Source organism: Streptomyces sp. NPDC003284, from assembly GCF_053589675.1.
On the sequence record NZ_JBSFSI010000016.1, the window covers coordinates 37,719 to 57,429 of the forward strand.

Annotated in this window: 17 protein-coding genes; 13 read left to right on the forward strand and 4 right to left on the reverse strand. The window is 74.8% G+C overall.

Annotated elements, in window-relative coordinates:
* Window positions 1-156 precede the first annotated feature (156 nt).
* The gene (locus ACWDYF_RS28070) at window positions 157-2,574 is read left to right on the forward strand and encodes a SpoIIE family protein phosphatase (protein ID WP_389469237.1); all 2,418 of its coding nucleotides are present in this window, start codon (window positions 157-159) and stop codon (window positions 2,572-2,574) included.
* Window positions 2,575-2,700: 126 nt separating this feature from the next.
* Here the strand turns inward: ACWDYF_RS28070 and ACWDYF_RS28075 are convergent, their stop codons facing one another.
* Window positions 2,701-3,630, reverse strand: coding sequence for a helix-turn-helix domain-containing protein (locus tag ACWDYF_RS28075; RefSeq protein ID WP_389469240.1), 930 nt, complete (start codon window positions 3,628-3,630; stop codon window positions 2,701-2,703).
* Window positions 3,631-3,891: 261 nt separating this feature from the next.
* On the opposite strand from ACWDYF_RS28075, the gene ACWDYF_RS28080 reads away from it, so the two are divergent.
* The 5 genes from ACWDYF_RS28080 (at window position 3,892) to ACWDYF_RS28100 (ending at window position 7,874) form a co-directional block, all read left to right on the forward strand.
* Window positions 3,892-4,080: a hypothetical protein gene (locus ACWDYF_RS28080; protein ID WP_389469243.1), complete on the forward strand. Its 189-nt coding sequence runs from the start codon at window positions 3,892-3,894 to the stop codon at window positions 4,078-4,080.
* A 236-nt stretch (window positions 4,081-4,316) separates the two neighbouring features.
* Window positions 4,317-4,892 (forward strand): MauE/DoxX family redox-associated membrane protein, encoded by a 576-nt coding sequence (locus tag ACWDYF_RS28085; RefSeq protein ID WP_389469245.1) that lies wholly within the window; start codon window positions 4,317-4,319, stop codon window positions 4,890-4,892.
* Window positions 4,889-5,413: a S26 family signal peptidase gene (locus ACWDYF_RS28090; protein WP_389469247.1), complete on the forward strand. Its 525-nt coding sequence runs from the start codon at window positions 4,889-4,891 to the stop codon at window positions 5,411-5,413. Before ACWDYF_RS28085 ends, ACWDYF_RS28090 begins: the two co-directional genes overlap by 4 nt.
* Window positions 5,401-5,979 carry a TlpA family protein disulfide reductase gene (locus ACWDYF_RS28095; RefSeq protein ID WP_389469250.1) on the forward strand — a complete coding sequence of 193 codons (579 nt, stop codon included), beginning with the start codon at window positions 5,401-5,403 and terminating at the stop codon, window positions 5,977-5,979. Before ACWDYF_RS28090 ends, ACWDYF_RS28095 begins: the two co-directional genes overlap by 13 nt.
* Complete coding sequence (locus ACWDYF_RS28100; RefSeq protein WP_389469253.1) at window positions 5,976-7,874, forward strand: ABC transporter ATP-binding protein; 1,899 nt, start codon at window positions 5,976-5,978, stop codon at window positions 7,872-7,874. The genes ACWDYF_RS28095 and ACWDYF_RS28100 overlap by 4 nt, the downstream gene beginning before the upstream one ends.
* A 146-nt stretch (window positions 7,875-8,020) precedes the next feature.
* On the opposite strand, the gene ACWDYF_RS28105 is transcribed toward ACWDYF_RS28100, so the two are convergent.
* Window positions 8,021-8,554 (reverse strand): hypothetical protein, encoded by a 534-nt coding sequence (locus tag ACWDYF_RS28105; RefSeq protein WP_381744499.1) that lies wholly within the window; start codon window positions 8,552-8,554, stop codon window positions 8,021-8,023.
* A 272-nt stretch (window positions 8,555-8,826) separates the two neighbouring features.
* Here ACWDYF_RS28105 and ACWDYF_RS28110 point away from each other — a divergent pair, with 272 nt between their 5' ends.
* The 3 genes from ACWDYF_RS28110 to ACWDYF_RS28120 all read left to right on the forward strand — a co-directional run bounded on the left by ACWDYF_RS28110 (window position 8,827) and on the right by ACWDYF_RS28120 (window position 12,651).
* Window positions 8,827-10,011, forward strand: a complete 1,185-nt coding sequence (locus ACWDYF_RS28110; RefSeq protein WP_389469256.1) for a TerD family protein — start codon at window positions 8,827-8,829, stop codon at window positions 10,009-10,011.
* 161 nt (window positions 10,012-10,172) lie between these two features.
* On the forward strand, window positions 10,173-10,847 hold the full coding sequence (locus tag ACWDYF_RS28115) for a lytic transglycosylase domain-containing protein (RefSeq protein ID WP_389469259.1): 675 nt from the start codon (window positions 10,173-10,175) through the stop codon (window positions 10,845-10,847).
* Between the two features lie 265 nt (window positions 10,848-11,112).
* Window positions 11,113-12,651, forward strand: a complete 1,539-nt coding sequence (locus ACWDYF_RS28120; RefSeq protein ID WP_389469261.1) for a sigma-70 family RNA polymerase sigma factor — start codon at window positions 11,113-11,115, stop codon at window positions 12,649-12,651.
* Here the strand turns inward: ACWDYF_RS28120 and ACWDYF_RS28125 are convergent.
* Window positions 12,555-13,409 carry a transposase gene (locus tag ACWDYF_RS28125; protein ID WP_389469264.1) on the reverse strand — a complete coding sequence of 285 codons (855 nt, stop codon included), beginning with the start codon at window positions 13,407-13,409 and terminating at the stop codon, window positions 12,555-12,557. The two genes, ACWDYF_RS28120 and ACWDYF_RS28125, sit on opposite strands and share 97 nt — an antisense overlap.
* 265 nt (window positions 13,410-13,674) lie before the next feature.
* Between ACWDYF_RS28125 and ACWDYF_RS28130 the strand changes: the two genes are divergently transcribed.
* Together ACWDYF_RS28130 and ACWDYF_RS28135 are read left to right on the forward strand one after the other, a co-directional pair.
* The gene (locus ACWDYF_RS28130; RefSeq protein WP_389469268.1) at window positions 13,675-15,450 is read left to right on the forward strand and encodes a M4 family metallopeptidase; all 1,776 of its coding nucleotides are present in this window, start codon (window positions 13,675-13,677) and stop codon (window positions 15,448-15,450) included.
* A gap of 274 nt (window positions 15,451-15,724) precedes the next feature.
* Window positions 15,725-16,471 (forward strand): alpha/beta hydrolase, encoded by a 747-nt coding sequence (locus tag ACWDYF_RS28135; RefSeq protein ID WP_389469273.1) that lies wholly within the window; start codon window positions 15,725-15,727, stop codon window positions 16,469-16,471.
* Between the two features lie 63 nt (window positions 16,472-16,534).
* On the opposite strand, the gene ACWDYF_RS28140 is transcribed toward ACWDYF_RS28135, so the two are convergent.
* Window positions 16,535-17,374, reverse strand: coding sequence for an SDR family oxidoreductase (locus tag ACWDYF_RS28140; protein ID WP_389469276.1), 840 nt, complete (start codon window positions 17,372-17,374; stop codon window positions 16,535-16,537).
* 106 nt (window positions 17,375-17,480) lie between these two features.
* On the opposite strand from ACWDYF_RS28140, the gene ACWDYF_RS28145 reads away from it, so the two are divergent.
* Window positions 17,481-17,858 (forward strand): winged helix-turn-helix transcriptional regulator, encoded by a 378-nt coding sequence (locus ACWDYF_RS28145; RefSeq protein ID WP_389469278.1) that lies wholly within the window; start codon window positions 17,481-17,483, stop codon window positions 17,856-17,858.
* Between the two features lie 195 nt (window positions 17,859-18,053).
* Complete coding sequence (locus tag ACWDYF_RS28150) at window positions 18,054-19,658, forward strand: ABC-F family ATP-binding cassette domain-containing protein (RefSeq protein WP_389469281.1); 1,605 nt, start codon at window positions 18,054-18,056, stop codon at window positions 19,656-19,658.
* Window positions 19,659-19,711: the final 53 nt, after the last annotated feature.

Consider the following 19,711-nt stretch of genomic DNA (forward strand, 5'->3'; position numbering starts at 1 on the left):
GGTCACCGGGCTCCGGGGCGGCCGTCGTGCTCCGGAGCGCACGCCCGCGCGGCCCGCGCCCCGGCCCGCGCCCCGGCTTCTACCGGGCGGCTGCCGGTGCGCCGGGGCCGGATCCGGCAGACCATGTAAGGGACCGGAAGCCCCCGAGGTGCGTCTATGGAGAGCCAGCTCTTTCCGTTCGCCGACAGCATGGCCGGCGTCGTTCTCGACGGGCGGGGCGTCGTCGTCGGCTGGACGCCGGCCGCCGAGGACCTGCTGGGCCACCGGGCCGAGGACGTCTGCGGCCGGCCCGTGTGGGGCCTGCTGCGGGACCCGGACATCCGGCCCGCGCCCCCACCGGACCGCGACAGCGGCGCCTCCTGGTACGGCGAGGCCGTGCTCCGGCACGCCTCGGGAAGCGAACAGAAGGTCGTCTTCCGGGTGCTCCCCCTGAGCGGGGACGAGAAGAGCGACGAGAGGGACGAAGGGGCCGAGGGGGAGGAGAGAGACGAGGGGGCCGGGGCGACGGACAGCGGGAAGGCCCGCTGCCTGGTCCTGTGCGCGGCCGCCACGGAGGTCTCCCACTGGCGTCAGGACCGCGCCCTCACCCGGGGGCTGTTCCGGCAGGACCGGGTGGGCCTCGCCGTCTTCGACGACCGGCTCCGGCTGATGCGCACCAACATCCACTTCCTGCCGTACACCGGAGTCCCGCCCGACCTCACCGGCCAGGCTCTGGGCGGCTTCCTGATGCCCGAGGACGCCGCCGAGATCGAACGGAACCTGCGCCGGGTGCTGGAGACCGGCCGCCCGCTGGTCCGCTGCGAGGTGCTGGCGCGGACGCTGGACGACCCGCGCGGCGGGGTCGTGATGGACCTCTCGGCGTTCGGCCTCCAGGCGCCGGACGGCCGTGTGATCGGACTGACCGCCCTGTTCACCGACATCACCGAACTGCACCGCTCGCGCGCCCGCCTCGAACTCCTGCACCGCGCCACGGCCGCCGTCGGGGGACTCCTGTCCGTCACCGGCACGGGCGAGGAACTGGCCGCCGTGCTGGTGCCCGACCTGGCCGACACCGCCGTCGTCGAGATCGCCGAAGCCGTCTTCTCGGGCGCCGAACCCGCCGTCGAACCCGACGGCAGGCTCCTGCTGCGGCGCACCACCGCCACCCGTGACGGCCTCACCGTCAGCGGCGCCGTCCTGGCCGCCCGCGAGGAGACCACCGGCCCCGGCGCCGCCGCACCACCGGAGCTGACCGCCCCGCTGCGCGCCCGGGGCATCCTCCTCGGCCATGTCACGGTACGGCGCGCACCGCACCGGGGCGCCTACGAGGCCGCCGACCTGGACCTGCTGCGCGAGATCGCCGCCCGCGCCTCCCTCGCCCTGGACAACGCCCGCAGCTACACCCGCGAGCACCGGGCGGCGGTCGGCCTGCAACGCAGCCTGCTGCCGCCGTCCGAGGCGGGCAACGCCGCCGTGACCACGGCCGGTGCCTATCTGCCCGCCGACTCCTCCACCGGCGTCGGCGGCGACTGGTTCGACGTCATCCCGCTCTCCTCGGCCCGGGTCGCCCTGGTCGCCGGTGACGTCGTCGGGCACGGTCTGGGCGCCAGCGCCACCATGGGCCGGCTGCGCACCGCCGTCCGCACCCTCGCCGACCTCGATCTGGACCCGGAGGAACTGCTCGTCCACCTCGACGATCTCGTCGCCGAACTGGTCGTCGAGGACGGCGAGCCGGAGGGCGCCGAGTGGCGGCCGCTGGCCATCGGCGGGACCTGCGTCTACGCCGTCTACGACGCGGTGTCCGGGCGGTGCGCGGTCGCCTCCGCCGGACACCCGCCGCCCGCCGTGGTCGACCCGGACGGCCGGGTCACGTACGTGCCGGTCAGCCCCGGCCCGCCGCTCGGTGTCAGCGGAGTGCCCTTCGAGGCGACCGAGGTCGAACTGCGGCCCGGCAGCATCCTGGCCCTGTGCACCGACGGCCTGCTCGAAGAGATCGGCGGCGACCTGGACGGCGGGATGGCCGAGCTGGCCCGGCGGCTGGCCGGTGCCCGCGCCCCGGACCTGCCCCTGCGGGAGGCGGTCGCCGAGGTCGTGGCCGACCTGCCGGCGCACGAGCTGGCCGACGACGTCACCCTGCTGCTCGCGCGCACCCGGCGCGTCCCCGCGGCGGACACGGCCGTCTGGTCCCTGGAGGCCGACCCGGCGGCGGTCGCCAAGGTGCGCGAGCTGGCGAGCGGACGGCTGCGCGAGTGGGGCCTGGAGGAGCTGGTCTTCACCACCGAGCTGGTGCTCAGCGAACTGGTCACCAACGCCATCCGCTACGCGGGCGGCCCCTTGCAGGTGCGGCTCATCCTCGCCGAGTGCCTGACCTGCGAGGTGTCCGACCCGAGCGCGACCCAGCCCCGGATGCGCCGGGCCCGGCTGACCGACGAGGGCGGCCGCGGCCTGTATCTCGTCGCCCAGCTCACCACCCGCTGGGGCAGCCGCTACACCCGCCACGGCAAGACCCTCTGGGTGGAACAGGACCTGCCGGCCGGACTCGCCGACGCCCCGTCCCCCGGCCGGGGGCGGGGACGCGGCCGGGGCCGGGGCTGATCCGGCGGAGGCCCGGACCCCGATCAGCGCCGTCCGTGCGGCCGTACGTGCCCGCGAACCCGCCCTGCCGCAGCGCGCGGACGGCGACGCGGCCACGGCGGGGGAGCGGGCGACCGCCGCGGACCGTCAGCCGGTCCGGATGAGGAACCGCTGGTCGGCCGCGCCGGTACACCGTTCCTCGACCGCCTCGGCTCCCGTGGCGACGTCGTTCGCGGTGATGCCGATGCAGCCGTCGCCGCCTGCCGGGCGGAGCCGGAAGCCCCCGGCACCGCCGGACGCGGTGGCTTCCACCCGGAAGACGGTGGCCCGGCCGCAGTCGTTCCAGGGTTCGAGCATCCCCTTCACCGGGCCGTTGCGCATGACCGTCAGACAGCCCTTCCCTTCTTGCGGGTGGTGCCACTGGATGCGGTAGAGACCTTGCCCGGCCGGTTCGAGATAGGTGCGCGGCACGGGGGCCTGGGCGCAGGGGAGCTGGACGGCGACGGCGTTCGGATAGGCCCCGCCCCGGTCGCGGCCGTCGGTGAGGCAGAGCGCGGGGGTGCGGGCGGGGCGGATGGTGACCCAGCCGTCGACGGGGCGGCCGGAAGCGTCCGGGCCGCCGGAGCCGTCCGGGAGCAGCACCCGGACACCCAGCGCGAGCAGCACGGCGGCGAGCGCGCAGGCGGCCGCCCCTACGGCACGGAACCGGAGCCGCCGCGACGGCGGACGGTCGGAAACGGTGCCCGTGACCGGGGTGCCAGTGGCCCCCACGTCGGTGACGACGGCCTCCACGGGCCCCTGCGCCGCGATGCGTTCGCGCAGCTCCAGCCAGACACCGACACGGTCCCCCTGCCCGCACGCGCGGACGAACGCGGCGAGCAGTTCGGGACGCGGCAGCGTCCGCCGCCGCAGCACGTCCGCCAGGGTGCTGCGCGCCAGTACGTCACCGCCCCTCGCGGCCCGCTCCTCCAGCTCGCGGAAGGTCAGCCCCGAGCGCTCCTTGAGCCGTCGCATCGCCTCGCTCAGACCGGCCGCGTCACAGGCGCCGACCGGCGGTAAGCCGCTCTCCTTCTCCATGCCCCACATACTGCTGCGGCCCCGGCACCCCCCACAACGACCGATCTTGTCAATCCCGACTGTCCGGGACGTTCCCGGACAGGGGCCCTGACCGGCCCGGACAGCCCGGCCCCTGTCCGGGACAGGGAAGATCCGTTGCCTGAGCGCGCCCGGCTCAGCAGGCTCTGTGCTGCCGGCCCGCTCCGTGCTCCACGCACCGGACGGGACCGGCGCACCTTTCGCACCGTCCTCGCCAACCACCCAAGAGACCAGGAGCACTTCATGCGCATCCGACTCCAGACCATGTCCGACCGGCTGATGGACCTGGTGGCTCCGAAGAAGGCCGCGGCGGCCCTCTCGTGCTGGCAGTACGAAGGCTGCTTCAAGAACCACTGCGGCAAGAACCGGAACGGCCTGTACGAGGTCGACCCGTGCAACGACAAGCAGCGCATCACCTGCGGCGGCTGCTGACCGCACACAGCCCGGTGCGTGACGTCCCCCGGTGACGAGAGGCCGCGGGACACCTGATCCGGGTCCCGCGCGGCAGGTGCCGGGCGGAGACACGGACATCACTCGCGCACCTGGACCACTTGTCTCCCGTCCGGACCGGGCCGGTTCGCAAGCCGGACCCGGTCCGGACGGAAGCCCTGTCCGCGGGGCGCCCGCCGTCGCGGACGCGCCCCGCCCGGTGAAAGGTTGGGATCGCTGTGCATCATCCGGTCGACTGCACGGTCGTCGGCGGCCGGGTCCTCCTCGGCCTGGTCTTTCTGTGCTCCGTCCTGGGCAAGGCACGCGGCGCCGACGCCTACGGAGACTTCCGCGAGGCGGTGGGGCACCTGGTGCCCGCCCTTCGGCGCCGTACGGCACCGGTCGCCGCGGCGGTGGTCGCGGCCGAGGCGGCGGTGGTCGTCCTGTTGGCCGTTCCGGCGTCCGCCGTCGCGGGCTTCGCTCTCGCCGCGCTGCTGCTGCTGGCCTTCACGGCCGGACTCGCCGGGGCGCTGCGCCGGGAGGTGAGCACCGCCTGCCACTGCTTCGGCTCCGGCGCGGCACGGATCGCGCCCCGGCACGTGGGACGCAACCTGATCCTCGTCACCGTCGCCCTCGCCGGAACGGCGGCGGCACCGGCCGCGCCGCACGCGGGCGCGGCCCCGTCGGCGCAGCTCCTGCTGACCATCGGCGTGTCGGCCGTCCTCGCCCTGGTCACGGTGACCCTGGACGATCTGGTGAACCTCTTCACGGCGACGGACGCCCCGGTCGACACCACCGCGGAGCCGACCCGGTGAAGGCGGCCACGGCAGCCCTGTGGGCCGTACCGGCGGCCTGCCTGATCCCGGTCGCGCTGATCCGCAGCCGCTACCTCGTGGTGACGGTGGAAGGGTCCAGCATGGTGCCCGCGCTCGCCGACGGCGACCGCGTGCTGGTCCACCGCGTGCGGCTCGCCGCCATCGCGGCGGGACGGCTCGTCGTCACCAGGCCGCCCGCCGACGGGCGTCGGGGCGCCGTCGGCCCGTCACGCTGGATGATCAAGCGGGCGGCGGCCGTACCCGGGGACCCGGTGCCGCGCGACGGTGCGCCGGCCCTGCGCAACCTCCCTGAGGAGCGGGTGCCACGGGGCCGGATCGTCCTGCTCGGCGACAACCCCGGGGAAAGCCTCGACTCCCGCTTCTGCGGCTACTTCCGCGCCGAGCAGATCATCGGTGTCGTCGTCCGCCGCCTGCCGCGCACGGCACCCGAGCGGATCCCGGCCGCCGGGGCGCGGCCACCCCTCGTCACAGGAAAGGGCGACCCCTCATGGACTGGCTGATCGCGAGCGTCGTGCTCGTCGGACTGCTCTGCGTCCTCAACCTGGTACTGACCTACGGAGTGATCCGGCGCCTGTCCCGGCGGGCGGACGGAGTGGACAGCCGGTCGCCGGACGTCCCCCGCCCGGTCCTGGCCGCCGGTGCCACCCTCGGCTCCTTCTCCGCACGTGACACCGAGGGCGGCGCCCTCACCCGGGACGACCTGCCCGAGGGGCAACTGGTCACTTTCCTGTCACCGGGATGCCCGGCCTGCGAGGAACTGCTGCCCCTGGTGGCCGAGCGGGCCGGCGGACACGGCCCCGGACGCGTCCTGGCGGTCGTGGTGCGCGATGCGGGCAAGGACGCCGCGGGCGACGGCGTCCGCGCGTACCTGGAACGGCTGGCACCGGTCGCCCGGGTCGTCGTCTGCGACCTCGGGGACGAGCTGACGGACGCGTTCGCCCTGACCGGCGTGCCCGCCTACGTCGAGATGGGCCGCGGCGGACGGGTCGCGAACAGCGGCCGGACCCTGCCCCACCGAGCGGAGCGGGAGGCCCGCCCGGCGGAACCGGCCGAGGCCGGCGCATGACCCGGGCCGAGGAGAGACTGCGGCCGCTCGAAGCGCTCGCCTCGGCCCGCAGGGCCGCCGCGTCGGCCTGGCGCGCTTCGCCCCAGGGCACGGCGGCCCTGGTCGCCCTCACCGTCGCGGCATCCGGTCTGCCGGTCGCCGCGGCCTGGGTGACCCGGCTCGTACTGGACCGGCTCGTCGGGGCGGACGGCGGCGCCCTCCTCGGACTCGCCCTGGCCCTCGCCGGGCTCGGCCTGGCGGCGGCGCTCGTACCACCTCTCACCACGTTCGCGGGCAACCACCTGGGCCGGGCCGCCGGTCTGACCGCACTCGACACGCTCTTCACCGTCGTCAACTCCTTCACCGGACTGTCCCGGCTGGAGAACCCCGCCTTCCAGGACCGGCTGAGGATGGCCCAGTCCGCGGGCGCCCAGGCCATCGGCGGCACCGTCCGGTCCGGGCTGCGGATTCTCGGCGGCATTCTCACCGCGGCCGGTTTCGTCGGCGCCCTGTGGATGGTGAGTCCCGCCATGACCGCCGTGGTGACGGCCGCCGCGCTGCCGGGGCTGCTGGCCGAGCTCAGGCTCTCCCGCCGCCGGGCACTGAGCGACTGGCGCATCAACGCGGCCCAGCGCAGAGAGGTCTTCTACCAACTGCTGCTCTGCAACCTGGACGCGGCCAAGGAGATCCGGCTCTTCGACGCCGGCGGGTTCTTCCGGGACCGGATGCTCGGCGAGCGGCGCGCCGCGGACGCCGAACGCCGGTCGGCCGACCGGCGCGAGCTCGCCACCCAGGGCGCCCTGGCCCTGCTCGGCGGGCTGGTCGGCGGCGCCGGACTGGTCTGGGCGGCACTCGCGGCACGGCACGGGCAGCTGACGGTCGGTGACGTCTCGATGTTCGTCGCCGGAGTCGCCGGTGTCCAGGCCGCCCAGTCCGGCCTCGTCCGGTCCCTGGCCGACCTGCACCACCTGCTGCTGATGCTGCGCCACTACTTCGCCGTCGTCGCAGCCGCCCCGGAACCGGCCGCGGCGCTGGACGGCGCGCACCCCGTCGTCCACCGGCCGCCGGATCCCCCGCGGTCCGGGGCCCGGCGAGAGCTGCCGGAGCTGCGTGAGGGCATCGAGTTCCGGGACGTCTGGTTCCGGTACGACGACCACCATCCCTGGGTGCTGCGCGGGGTGGACCTCTTCATCCCGCACGGCCGGGCCGTCGCTCTCGTCGGACCCAACGGAGCGGGCAAGAGCACCCTCGTGAAGCTGCTGTGCCGGTTCTACGAGCCGACCCGGGGCGCGGTGCTGTGGGACGGCCTGGACATCCGGCGGGTCCCCGCGCAGGAACTGCGCCGCCGGCTCGGCGCCGTGTTCCAGGACTACATGCACTACGACCTGACCGCCGCCGAGAACATCGCTGTCGGCGACGTCCGGGCGCTCGGCGACCGGCCACGGCTCCGTGCGGCGGCCCGGCAGGCCGGCGTCGACGGGACGCTCGACGCGTTGCCGCGCGGCTTCGACACCTTTCTGAGCAGGATCTTCGCCGACGGCCAGAGCCACGACCCGGACACGGGCACGTCGCTCTCGGGCGGCCAGTGGCAGCGGCTCGCTGTGGCCCGCGCCTTCCTGCGGCCGGCCCCCGATCTGCTGATCCTCGACGAGCCGAGCTCCGGGCTGGACGCGGAGGCCGAACACGACCTCCACCTGAGGCTCACCCGGTACCGGTCCGACCGTACGAGCCTGCTCGTCTCGCACCGGCTCGGCGCGGTCCGTGACGCCGACCGGATCGTCGTGCTCCGCGAGGGCCGGATCACCGAGGAAGGCACCCACGACACACTCCTGGCGGGCGGGGGCACCTACGCCCGGCTGTTCACCGTCCAGGCCGACGGCTACCGGGAGGAGCGCCCGGCAGGACGGCAGAAGTAGACGCCCGGGGCCGGGAGCCGGAGCGCCCGGACCGCGCGCCGCCTCGTCGCCGCGGGCCGCCGACGCGCGCTGCCGCGTTCAGAGCATCGTCGCCTTCAGAACGCCGGCTCGTTCAGAACACCGTCGCGTTCAGAGCACGGTCTCGCTCAGAACCCGACGGCGGCCCGTGCGCGCAGGTGGTCGCGGGTGACCTTGGTGATCTCGTGCCAGAACGGCGCGGCGGTCAGATAGAGACCCAGGGTGCTGAGGATGCCCAGGGAGACGTCCACGCTGACACGCCCCTGCCGGGCCCAGTACACGTCCTTGAGATCGAGCAGCAGGGCGAACTCGTCGGCGATGAGCGCCGAACCCGCGCCGTACGCGGCGCCCAGCGCCGGGTGGCCGACGTAGGCCCGGTCGCCGCGCACGGCCACCAGCCCGACACCCGCGAGTGTGGCGATACCGAAGTTGTAGTGGTGCAGATGCGTCCCGCCGGTGGAGATGTTGCCCCAGGGAAGCCAGCCGCCCCGGATGCCGTGGGTGATCAGCCGCACGGTGCCGAAGGTGCAGCCGAAGCCGAGCCAGGCCGCCATGAGCGAGCGCTGGGTGGGCACGGTGTGCTCGTCGAGCACCCGGCGCCAGCGTGTGCGCAGAGGCAGCCGGTCGCCGTCGGCGTACCGAGCCGTGGAGGCTGAGGGCATTGTTCGCTCCTGACCGTCGCCGGGTGACCGGGTCCGGGCCGACCGATGTGTCCGGACACCGGCCAGACCTACCACCGGGCGGGCGCGCTGATGCCCATGCGTCCCCCGGACGGCGCAGGAGAGGTCATGCGCCGACGCGCGGCGGGGAAGGGGCGGCCGGGAGGCGGAGGAGAAGGATTCATCATTTTGATTGCGCAACTGAGGAACTGACGGGCCCTCGGGGCCGTTGACCGTGGTGGATTCGAGAGCGTGAGCAGTCGCGGAGGACGTGGATGAGCGTGACCCTGACCAAGGGCGGCAATGTGTCGCTGAGCGAGCGGGCCCCGGGTCTGACTGCTGTGTCGGTCGGGCTGGGCTGGCAGGCGGACACGGGATACGAACCGGACGCCAGCGCCCTGCTGTGCGACAAGTCGGGAAAGGTGCCCTCCGACGAGTACTTCGTCTTCTTCAACAACCTGACCAGCCCGGACGGTTCGGTCCGCCACAGCGGCAGCGGCGGCCCCGTCGGCGAGGACGACCAGCGGATCGAGGTCGACCTCACGCGGGTCCCCGCCGAGATCGAGAAGATCGTCTTCCCGGTCTCCCTCTACGAGGCCGCGAGCCGCGGCCAGTCCTTCGGGCAGGTGCGGCGCGCGCACATCCGTGTCCTGGACCGGGACAGCGGCACGGAACTGGCCCGCTACGACCTCGCGCCCGGCGGCCTGTCCGCCGAGACCGCGCTGGTCTTCGGCGAGCTGTACCGGCACGGCGCGCGGTGGAAGTTCCGTGCGGTCGGCCAGGGGTACACCGCCGGGCTCGCCGGTATCGCCACCGACTACGGCGTGGGCGTCCTGGAGGAACCGCCCCCGGCGGCCCCGGCCCCGGCCCTGTCTCCTTCTCCGGCTCCGGACCGGGCCGCGTACCCGGCGCCTCCGCCACCGGTGCACACGCCGCCCGCCCACGTTCCACCGGCGCCCACGGCACCTGCGCCGACACCGACCCTCTTCTCCCCGGCCGCCCCGGCGGCGGCAGTATCACCGCAACCCTCAGGGAGTTCCCCCGTGACATGTTTCTTCGACCCCCACCACGGCCCCGGTGAGACGACCGTGACCTGGTCCCCGCAGTGGGGCGTGCCCCGGCCCGTGCAGGTGTGCGGCGGCTGCGCCCAGCGGGTGCAGAGCACCGCGCCGCCCTTCTACACCCCGCCCCAGCAGGGGTACCCGCAGACCGGTGCGCCGCAGGGCTATCCCCAACAGGGCTATCCGCAGCAGGGGTACCCCCAACCGGGTTACCCCCAGCAGGGATATGGTCAGCCGTACCAGGACCAGCACGCACAGCAGCAGGGCGGCGGCCGCCGCTTCGGCACCGGGGCCCTCATCGGTGCGGGTGCGGCCGGTCTCGTCGGAGGCGCCCTGCTGAACGAGGCGTTCGACGACGACGAGCCCGACGTGGTCGTCAACAACTACTACGAGGACTGATCGGACGACGGCCCCAGATTCCGGCGCCCGGCCCCGGACTCCGGCGGCGGGGCAAGCGGGTCCGCCCGCCGTCCGGGGCCGGGGCCGGGACCGGGAGGCCGTCCGTCCTCCCGTACACGTGCGTCATCGGTCGAAGACGGGGCGCGAGAGAAGAAGGTGGCATGTCGACGTCCCGGAAAGCCAAGCGCCGCCTCTGGCTGCCCGCCGTGGTCCTCACCCTGGTGGCCTGCGCCCTGGTGCGGACGGGCCACTTCTCCCGGAGCGACGCCCCGCCTTCCGGGGGAACGCCGGTCTCGCACCCGTCCTCTCCGGCGGGCTCGGCGGCGCCCTCGGCGTCAGGGACTTCCGCGACGTACGACCCCGCCGCCTACGCCTCCGAGGTCCGCACCCAGGCCGGCCGGGCGGGTGTCAGCGTCCGGCTGCTGATGGCGATCCTCTGCAACGAGGCGTACAAACCCCACGATCCGGCCTTCGAGCGGGCGTGGCAGAAGTACAAGCCGGACGCCGCTTTCGGCATCGCGAACATGCACCGCGCCACCTTCGACCAGGTCAAGGAGGGCAGGGACTTCGCCGACCGGCGATGGTCGGAGCTGCCCGACGACAGGAACCTCGCCATCGAGGCGGCGGCGTGGTACCTGCACGACCTCAAGGCGCAACTGCCCGCCCACCGGACCGGCTCCCTCGGCGAGGACGAACTGCTGGCCCTGGGTTACAACACCGGCGCGGGCAACATGCTGGCCTTCGCCCGCGGCGTACGGCCCGGCAGCCAGGCCCGGTCCTACCTCGACAAGCTGCACGCCAACTGGTCCAAGGCGGAAAAGGCCGTCGCACACTGACCGACGCGCGTCCGGACTGACCGCCGCGTCCGGACCGGCGCCCTGACACCCCGGGCGCTGCTCCCTCCCGGCCGCCGCTCGCCACCCCGGAACGGCCCGGAAGGCCGCTGCCTCAGATGCGGCCCGGAAAGCCGCTGCCCCGGGACGGCCCGGAAGCCGCTGTGACAGACGTCACGCGCGTCGCGCCCGCGATTCCTGTTGTGCGAGGGTTCGCGCGGGGTCTCCCTGTCGTGGCACCCGTGGTGCGGAGACCGGAAGGAAGCTGATGCGCGAACAGAGCACGGACGAGACAGCGCTCGTCGCCGCGGCCCGGCAGGGGGATCCCGCCGCGCGGGACCGGCTGGTGTCCGCGTATCTGCCCCTGGTCTACAACGTCGTCGGACGGGCGCTGAACGGCCACGCGGACGTCGACGACGTCGTACAGGACACCCTGCTGCGGGCCCTGAGCGGTCTCGACGGGCTGCGGGACCCGGCCAGGTTCCGGGCCTGGCTGGTGGCGATCGCCATGAACCAGGTCCGCCGGAGGTGGTCCGTCGCCCAGCGCAGGCCGCTGCCGCTGGACGCCGCCGCCGTGGACGCGGTCGAAGGCGACTTCGCCGAACTGACCGTCCTGCGCCTGGGACTGTCGGGACAGCGGCGGGAGGTCGCCGAGGCGGCCCGGTGGCTGGACCCCTCCGACCGCCAGGTGCTGTCGCTGTGGTGGCTGGAGGCGGCCGGTGAACTCACCCGCGGGGAGGTCGCCGAGGCGCTGGGGCTCTCCCGCGCCCACACCGGGGTACGGGTGCAGCGGGTCAAGGAGCAACTGGACGTCTGCCGACAGGTCGTCCGGGCGACGGGATCCCGCGACGGATGCCGGGCCCTGGGCGCGCTGACCCGGACGTGGGACGGGACCCCCGGCTCCCTGTGGCGCAAGCGCATAGCCCGCCACCTGCGCGGATGCGACAGATGCGCGCGGTCGGCCACGGACCTGCTCCCGGTCGACGGACTGCTCGCCGGGATGGGACTGGTGGCGGTTCCCGTCGCCCTGCACGCCGCCCCCCTCACGGCGCACGGCACGGCGGCCCTGGCCGCCCACGGCGGCGCGGCGCACGCGGCGGGCGCCGTCCACCGGACGCTGGACGCCGCGTGGCGCGCCGTCCGGCCCGGCACCGCGGCCAAGGGCACGGCGGCCGCGGCGGCGGTGGCCGCCGTCGCCCTCCTGATCACGGTGTACCGGGCACCGGAGAAGGAGCCCGACGCCGCCCCGCCCGTCCGCCCCACGGCCGCCGCCCCCGCCGCCTCGCAGCCACGGGCCCTCCCCGACCCGGCCGCGAGCCCCGACGTTCGGCCGACCGCGACCATCCCCGCGCCCGCCCGCACGTCCGCGCCCGCCCCCACGCGTACCACCCCTGCCTCGACACCGGCCGCCACCGCACGGGCGGCCGAGGCCGCGAGCCGCGACGAACTGCTCGACCGGACCAACACGCTGCGCACACGCGGCGGCTGCGCACCCCTGCGGACCGATCCGCGGCTGACCCGGGTGGCCCAGAGCGACGCACGCGCCGTCGCGGCGCACGGCACCCTCGACCCGCCGGACGGCCGGACGGCCGACGTGGGGGAGCGGGTGACGGCTGCCGGGTACGCCTGGACGTCCGTCGGGGAGGCCGCCGCGTACGGGGACAAGGACGCCGCGGCGGTGGCGCGGGAATGGGCGGAGGACCGCATGCGTCAGCTCCTGCTGGACTGCCGGTTCACCGACGTGGGCGTGGGCCTGGTGGTCTCGGGCAGCGAGCGCGCGTGGACCGAGGTGCTGGCGGGCCCGTAGTGAGCCGCACGGGACGCGCGGTCGGGCAGCCCGCTCGCGGACGCCACGGCGAGCGCTTCGCCCAGGCGCAGCACGACCCGGGGGTCGGCCCGACCGGCGAGGCGCCTGAGCAGCGGTCCGAGCACCGCCTCGTCCGCCGCGGCCACCGCGCGCGTGATGGCCGCGACCAGCGCGTCGTCGTCCTCGCCGCCCGTGGGCGACGTACCCGTGGGCGAGGGGGAGCGCGGCTCCGGCGGCGCGGCGGACGACACCGGTCCGGGGTGCGCGGCGGTGCCGTCCGCCCCCGACCGCGCCGCCCCGAGGGCGTGCACGGCCCGCAGCCGGGCGGGCCCGTCGAGTTCGCCGAGCACGGCCTCGCGGATCCGCGGCCAGGTGTCCGCCCGTGCCCAGACGCGCAGGCGGCGCCAGGCGGTCACACCGGAGCACCCCAGTTCTCCGGTGCGGGCGGTGTGCCAGGGGATGCCCTCACGCAGCACGTGCAGCACCACGGACAGCACCACCCGGTCGGGCACGGGCCTTCGGCCCGGGTACCGCGACCGCCGCTCGGCGGGCGGGGGCAGCAGGGGAGCCACGCGCGCCCAGACCCTCGCCAGGGCCGAACGCGCCGCCGCCTCCCGCGTGTCGTACGGATCCGCGAGCCGCACACCCTGCCGCTCGCTGTCGGCCGGATGCCGTGGGCACACCGGCTCCCGGGGCGGTACGGGCGTGGTCCCGGGCGGTGAGGTGCGCGCCGCCGGGCGGTCGTGATGGTGCGTCATGCTGCGGGTGACCCCGTGGCCGTGCGGCCATAACGAAAAATCTCTCCGCCGCCGTGTCGTCCGCGCGGGCCCCGTCCGGCACCGTCCCCACCACGGCCGTTTCACAATGAGCCGCGGAAATAAAGGGTTCGGCAATCTGCGCCGCCACCTTCTTCACGTGCGCATGCCAAGCATGTCAGGGTCCTCGGCAGCGGGCACCCCGGCCGTCCCGGACGAGGGGCCCGCACTCCCCACTCCCCACATCTTCGACTTCCGAGGACCACGCATGCGTTCCGCGCGAATATCCCGAACGGCTCTCGCCCTCGTCGCCGCCACCGCCCTGGCCGCGACCGCCGGCACGGCCGTGGCCGCACCGGCCGGACACACCCCCACGGTGGCGGCCCGGGCGGCCGGCCGGACGTCCGCGACCGTCGAAGCCGCCCAGGCCGCGGCCTTCGCCCACGCCGCCGCCACCGGAGTCGGCGCGCAGACCCGGCTCAGGGCTGTCGAGGTGATGGCCGATCAGGACGGCAAGCGGCATGTGCGCTTCGCCCAGCTCTACCGCGGTGTGCCGGTCGTCGGCGGTGACCTTGTCGTCCACCTGGGCGCCGACTCCGCCTACCTCGGGGTGACGCGCGCGGCGGGCAGCGCCGTCTCGCTGCCCTCGACCGCCGCGGAACTCACCCCGCGCGAGGCCGAGAAGCACGCCGCCGCCCAGGTGCGCGACGGGCGCCCCGCCGCGGCCCGGCTGGTGGTGGACCACACGGCGGGCGCGAGCACCCTCGCCTACCAGGTCGACGTCACGGCCGCGGACGGCGCCCCCGACGCCGCCCGGACCGTCCTGGTCGACGCGGCCACCGGCAGCGTGCTCCGCAGCGCGCCCACCGTCGACGGATTCCTGTCACCGCGGGTCGTGGCGCGCCTCCAGCAGCGCGGCGAGACTCCGCACCCGAGGACCGCCGCGGGCAGCGCCCTCGTGCGCGCCTCCGGCAGGAGCTCCGGCTACCCGGCCCCCGCCGTCGGCAAGGGCCTGTCCCTCTTCTCCGGCACCGTCACCCTCGACACCACGCAGACGGCCGCCCGGACGTTCCTGCTCAAGGACACCACCCGCGGTGACGCCGAGATCCGCGACGCCAGGCACGCCACCCGTGAGGACGCGAAGATCTTCACCGCGGCCTCCCCGCTGACGGACTCCGACGACACCTGGGGCGACGGCACCACCAAGGACAACGCCACCGCCGCGGTGGACGCCTCGCACGGACTCACCGCCACCTTCGACTTCTACAAGAAGACGTTCGGCCGCAACGGCATCCGGAACGACGGCGCCGGCCCCCAGGGCGTGGTCCACTGGGGCACCGACTACGGCAACGCCGCCTGGTACGACACCTGCCACTGCATGATCTACGGCGACGGGGACGGCCAGACCTTCACCAAGCCGCTGGTCCAGCTGGACGTCACCGGCCACGAACTCACCCACGGCGTCGTCGCGGCCACCGCCGGTCTCGAACCGACCCGGGTCGACTCGCGGGGCAACCAGTACGGTGAGCCGGGCGCCCTCAACGAGTCGCTCGCCGACATCTTCGGCAGCGCCACCGAGTTCAGCACGAACCCGAAGACCGGCAACTACCTGATGGGCGAACAGCTCGGCCTGGACCAGGGCTTCCTGCGCCGCCTGGACAAGCCCTCCCTCGACCGGCTCGAAGGCACCGTCGACTACTGGACCCAGTCCACCGCCGACGCCGAGGTGCACGCCGGGTCCGGTGTCTCCTCCCACGCCTTCTACCTCCTCGCCGAGGGCAGCGGCCGCAAGACCGTCAACGGCGTCACCTACGACTCCGCCACCTACGACGGCTCCACCGTCCAGGGCATCGGCCGGGACAAGGCGCTGCGCGTCTTCTACCAGGCCCTGACCCGGTACATGGTCTCCACCACCGACTTCCACGACGCCCGTGAGGCGACGCTGAAGGCGGCGGGCGACCTCTACGGCACCACCAGCACCGAGTACGCCGCGGTCGACAAGGCCTGGGCGGCGGTCGACGTCACCGCCGCCAACCGGCCCTGATCCGCCGCGACCAGACGTCCGGCCCGCCCGGCTGCCACGAGCCGGCGGGCGGGCCGGACCTCCACCCGCCCAGCGCGCCCGCGGTCGGCGCCGGTCCCGGGGCGGGTGCACCCGGGCGGGCCGTCCGCGCAAGGACGGCCCGCCCGAAGTGACCGTCGCCGCCGGTGCGCGCGCGGCCGTACTGTGGCACTCCGGCCACACTTCGGCGGGCCGGGCCGGGGACCGGAACGGATCCCCGGTGCGAGCGCCCGGCGCGGGGCCAGGGAGGACGACGATGACGGCGACGGCACAGGACCGCGGAGGCACGGGCGGATCCCCGCTGCGGGTGCGGCAGCTGCCCCCGCGGGTCCGGGCCGCCGTACTCGCCCTGCACGGCGGACAGGAGGAGAGCCGCGCGCCCTCCCGGCGCTGGCACCCGGCCGCGCTGCGCATGCGCCCCGTGCTGCGGTCGGCGGCATCGGCGGTCCCGTCCGGACATGTGCTCCTCGGCGAGGTGCGCTACCGGTACCGGGGCTGGAACGAGGGCGATCCGGCCCAGGACGCCCTGGCCGCGCTGGACGAGCTGACCGCGGCCCACGGCGAGGTGCCCGTCGTGCTGATCGGGCACTCCATGGGAGGCAGGGCCGCGCTGGCGGCATCCCGTCACCCCCAGGTCACCGGCGTCCTGGCGCTCGCTCCCTGGGTGGTCGAGGACGAACCCGTCGACCAGCTGCGCGGCAGCGGCCTCGTCGTCGTGCACGGCGACCGGGACCGGGTGACCAGCCCCGCCGCCTCCGTCGCCTACGTCCGGCGCGCCCGCGCCCGCGGCGCGTCCGCCGGTACGGTGCTGGTCCGGGGCGGCGACCACGCGATGCTGCGCCGGGCCGGCCTCTGGCACCGGTCCGTGGCGGAGATCACCGCGGACCTGCTCAGCGACGGGGAGGGCGGGGAACTCGTCGCGCCGGGCCGCACGCCCGAGGACGGACGGCGGACCGGGCTGGCCGCGCGGAGCATGACGAGCACCGACCCGGTCATGGTGTAGGCGGGGTGACCGGTCCCGGTCCCGGACGGGTGGAGAAGGATCCGGGACCGGGGGAGTCATGCCTCAGCGGAACGCCGCCACATGGCGCGCCGCCCAGTCGGCGAAGGGGCGCGGGGCGCGGCCGAGGACCCGTTCGACGTCCGGGCTGACCCGCAGCTCGGCCGGGTTCGGCGAACCGAGGATGTCCAGGGTGTCGTCGGCCAGCTCCGCCGGCATGCTCTGCGCCATGGCGTCCCTGGCCTCAGCGCGGGTGAGCTCCTGGAACCTCACCGGTGAGCCCAGCGCGTCGGCCAGGGCCCGCGCCTGCTGACGAGGAGTGATCACCTCCGGGCCGGTCAGCTCGTAGACGCCGCCGGTGTGGCGGTCGTCCAGCAGGCAGGCCGCCGCGACCGCCGCGATGTCCGCCGGGTCGACGACCGGCACCCCGATGTCACCGAAGGGCGCGGCGACGAGCTGCCGCGTGCGCACGGACTCGGCCCACCACAGGGCGTTGGAGGCGAAGCCGCCCGGCCGCAGGACCGACCACTGGAGACCGGACTCGCGCAGCGTGTCCTCCAGCGCGCGCATCGCGATCCGCGTGGCACCGAAGGGCCTGGTCACCACGCCCAGCGTGGAGAGCAGGACGACCCGCCGGACCCCGCTGCCCGCCGCCTCCCGGACGATGTCGGCGGGGCTGGCTCCGGCGGCGTGCAGATCGCCGGAGAGCAGCAGGAACAGCGCCTCGGCCCCCTCCAGCGCGGGCTTGAGGCCGGCCGGCTCGGACAGGTCGGCCACCCGGTGCCGGACCCCGTCCGGCACCGGTGCAGGACGCCGCGACACGGCCGTCACCCGCTGTCCCGCCTCGGCCAGCGCCCGCGTCAACGGCCGGCCGATGTTCCCCGTGGCCCCGGTCACGACGATCATGAAAAGCTCCTTGCAAGAGATGGTTCGTCAGAAGTTCTGTGCGCTCGTCACGCTAGGAGCACGGGCTAACTTTCGGTAAGGACGTACCTCCGGGTAAGCTCATGACATGGCGGGAGGCGTGCAGGACAGACAGGCCGGGGCGGGGGAGCGGTATGACGTGTTTCACACGGACTGCCCCGCGCGCGACGTGGTCGACCATGTGACCAGCAGGTGGGGCGTCTGGGTGCTGATCTCCCTGCGGAACACCGATCTCCGGTTCTACGAGCTGCGCGAGAGCATCCGGGGCATCAGCGAGAAGATGCTCGCCCAGACCCTGCGCGCGCTGGTCGAGGACGGCCTGGTCTGGCGGAAGGTCGAGCCGACGACACCCCCTCAGGTCACCTACGGGCTGACCGAGTTCGGCCGGGACGTCGGCGAGCCGCTGACGGACCTCTTCGACCGGATCACCCGGCGGCTGCCGCCGGGCGACGCGCAGGACCGCTGACCACGGCCGTCGCCGTGGCGAGACGCACGGCGCGTCCGTACGTGCCCCCGCCGGAGCCCCGGGAACCGGGCGCGGCTGTGGCCCGCCGGGCGGCGTCGGCTAGGGTGAGGCACATGTCCACGCCCCGAATCTCCTAGCCGAGGACCCGCTTCCACGCCAGAAGTGTGTCCTTTCGCTTTTTCGGAGCGTCATCCCGTGATCACTGTTCGCGATGCCGAGTTGCGTGCGGGCGCCCGCCTGCTGCTCTCGGGAATCTCCTTCACCGTCTCCCCCGGTGACCGTATCGGCCTGGTCGGCCGCAACGGAGCGGGGAAGACCACCTTGATGACTGCCCTCGCCGGACGGGCCGAGCCCGCCGCCGGGACCATCACCCGCACCGGCGCGGTCGCCCACCTCGCGCAGGACTCCCGCGCCGCCGACCCGGCGGTCACGACCATGGACCGGATCCTGTCCGCTCGCGGCCTGGACACGGCGCTGCGCCGCCTGCGCGCGGCCGAGACCGCGATGGCCGCGGCCGCCTCGCCGGGCGACCTGGAGCGGGCGATGCGTGCCTACACCGGGGCCGAGGCCGCCTTCCAGGCCGGCGGCGGATACGCGGCCGAGGCCGAGGCCGCCCGTGTGGCGGCCGGTCTCGGTCTGCCCGAGCGGGTGCTGCCCGAGCCGGTCGGCGACCTCTCGGGCGGCCAGCGGCGCCGGGTCGAGCTGGCCCGGATCCTGTTCGCCGGCCACGACGGCGTGCTGCTGCTGGACGAGCCGACCAATCACCTGGACGCCGATTCCGTCGGCTGGCTGCGCGCGTTCCTGCGCGAGTACCCGGGCGGTCTCGTGGTGATCAGCCATGACACCGCTCTGCTCGCCGGTGTGGTCAACCGGGTCTTCCACCTGGACGCCACCCGGGCGACCATCGACGTCCACAACACCGGCTGGGCCGCCCACCTGACCCAGCGTGCGGCGGACCGGCGACGGCGGGAGCGGGAGCGGGCGAACGCCGAGCGCAAGGCCGCGGCCCTGCACACGCAGGCGGAGCGGATGAAGGCCCGCTCGGCCACCGCCGCCATGGCCCGCAGCATGGCCCGGCGCGCGGACCGCATGCTGGCCGACCTGGAACCGGCCCGCCGCACGGAGAAGACCGCCAGGATCCGGCTGCCCGAGCCGCTGCCGTGCGGCCGGATGCCGCTGGGCGCGGTCAGCCTGACCAAGTCCTACGGCGGCCGCCGGGTGCTCGACGGCGTGGACCTGGCCGTGGACCGGGGCAACCGCCTGGTCGTCCTCGGCTTCAACGGCGCGGGCAAGACCACCCTGCTGCGCGTCCTCGCCGGGGCCGAGCGGCCCGACACCGGCCGTGTGGTGCACGGACACGGGCTGCGGCTCGGCTACTTCGCCCAGGAGCACGACACCCTCGACCCCGGGCGCACGGTCCTGCAGAACCTGTCCGACGCCGCGCCGCACCTGACGGAGGGCGAGGCGCGGCGGGTCCTGGGCGCGTTCCTGTTCGGCGGGGACGACGCGGACAAGAGCGCCGGGGTCCTGTCCGGCGGGGAGAAGACCCGCCTGGCGCTGGCCGGGCTGGTCCACTCCGGCGCCAACGTGCTGCTGCTGGACGAGCCGACCAACAACCTCGACCCCGCCTCCCGCGGCGAGGTCCTGGCGGCCGTCGGCTCCTACCCGGGCGCGATCGTGATGGTCACCCACGACGAGGGCGCCATCGACGCCCTGCGCCCCGGCCGCGTCCTGCTCCTGCCGGACGCGGCCGAGGACCTGTGGAGCGAGGACCACCGCGCCCTGGTCGCCCTCGCCTGATCCGCCCCGCCCGCGCTCGTCCGCACTCGTCCGCCGGGGCCGTCTCCGGGCCC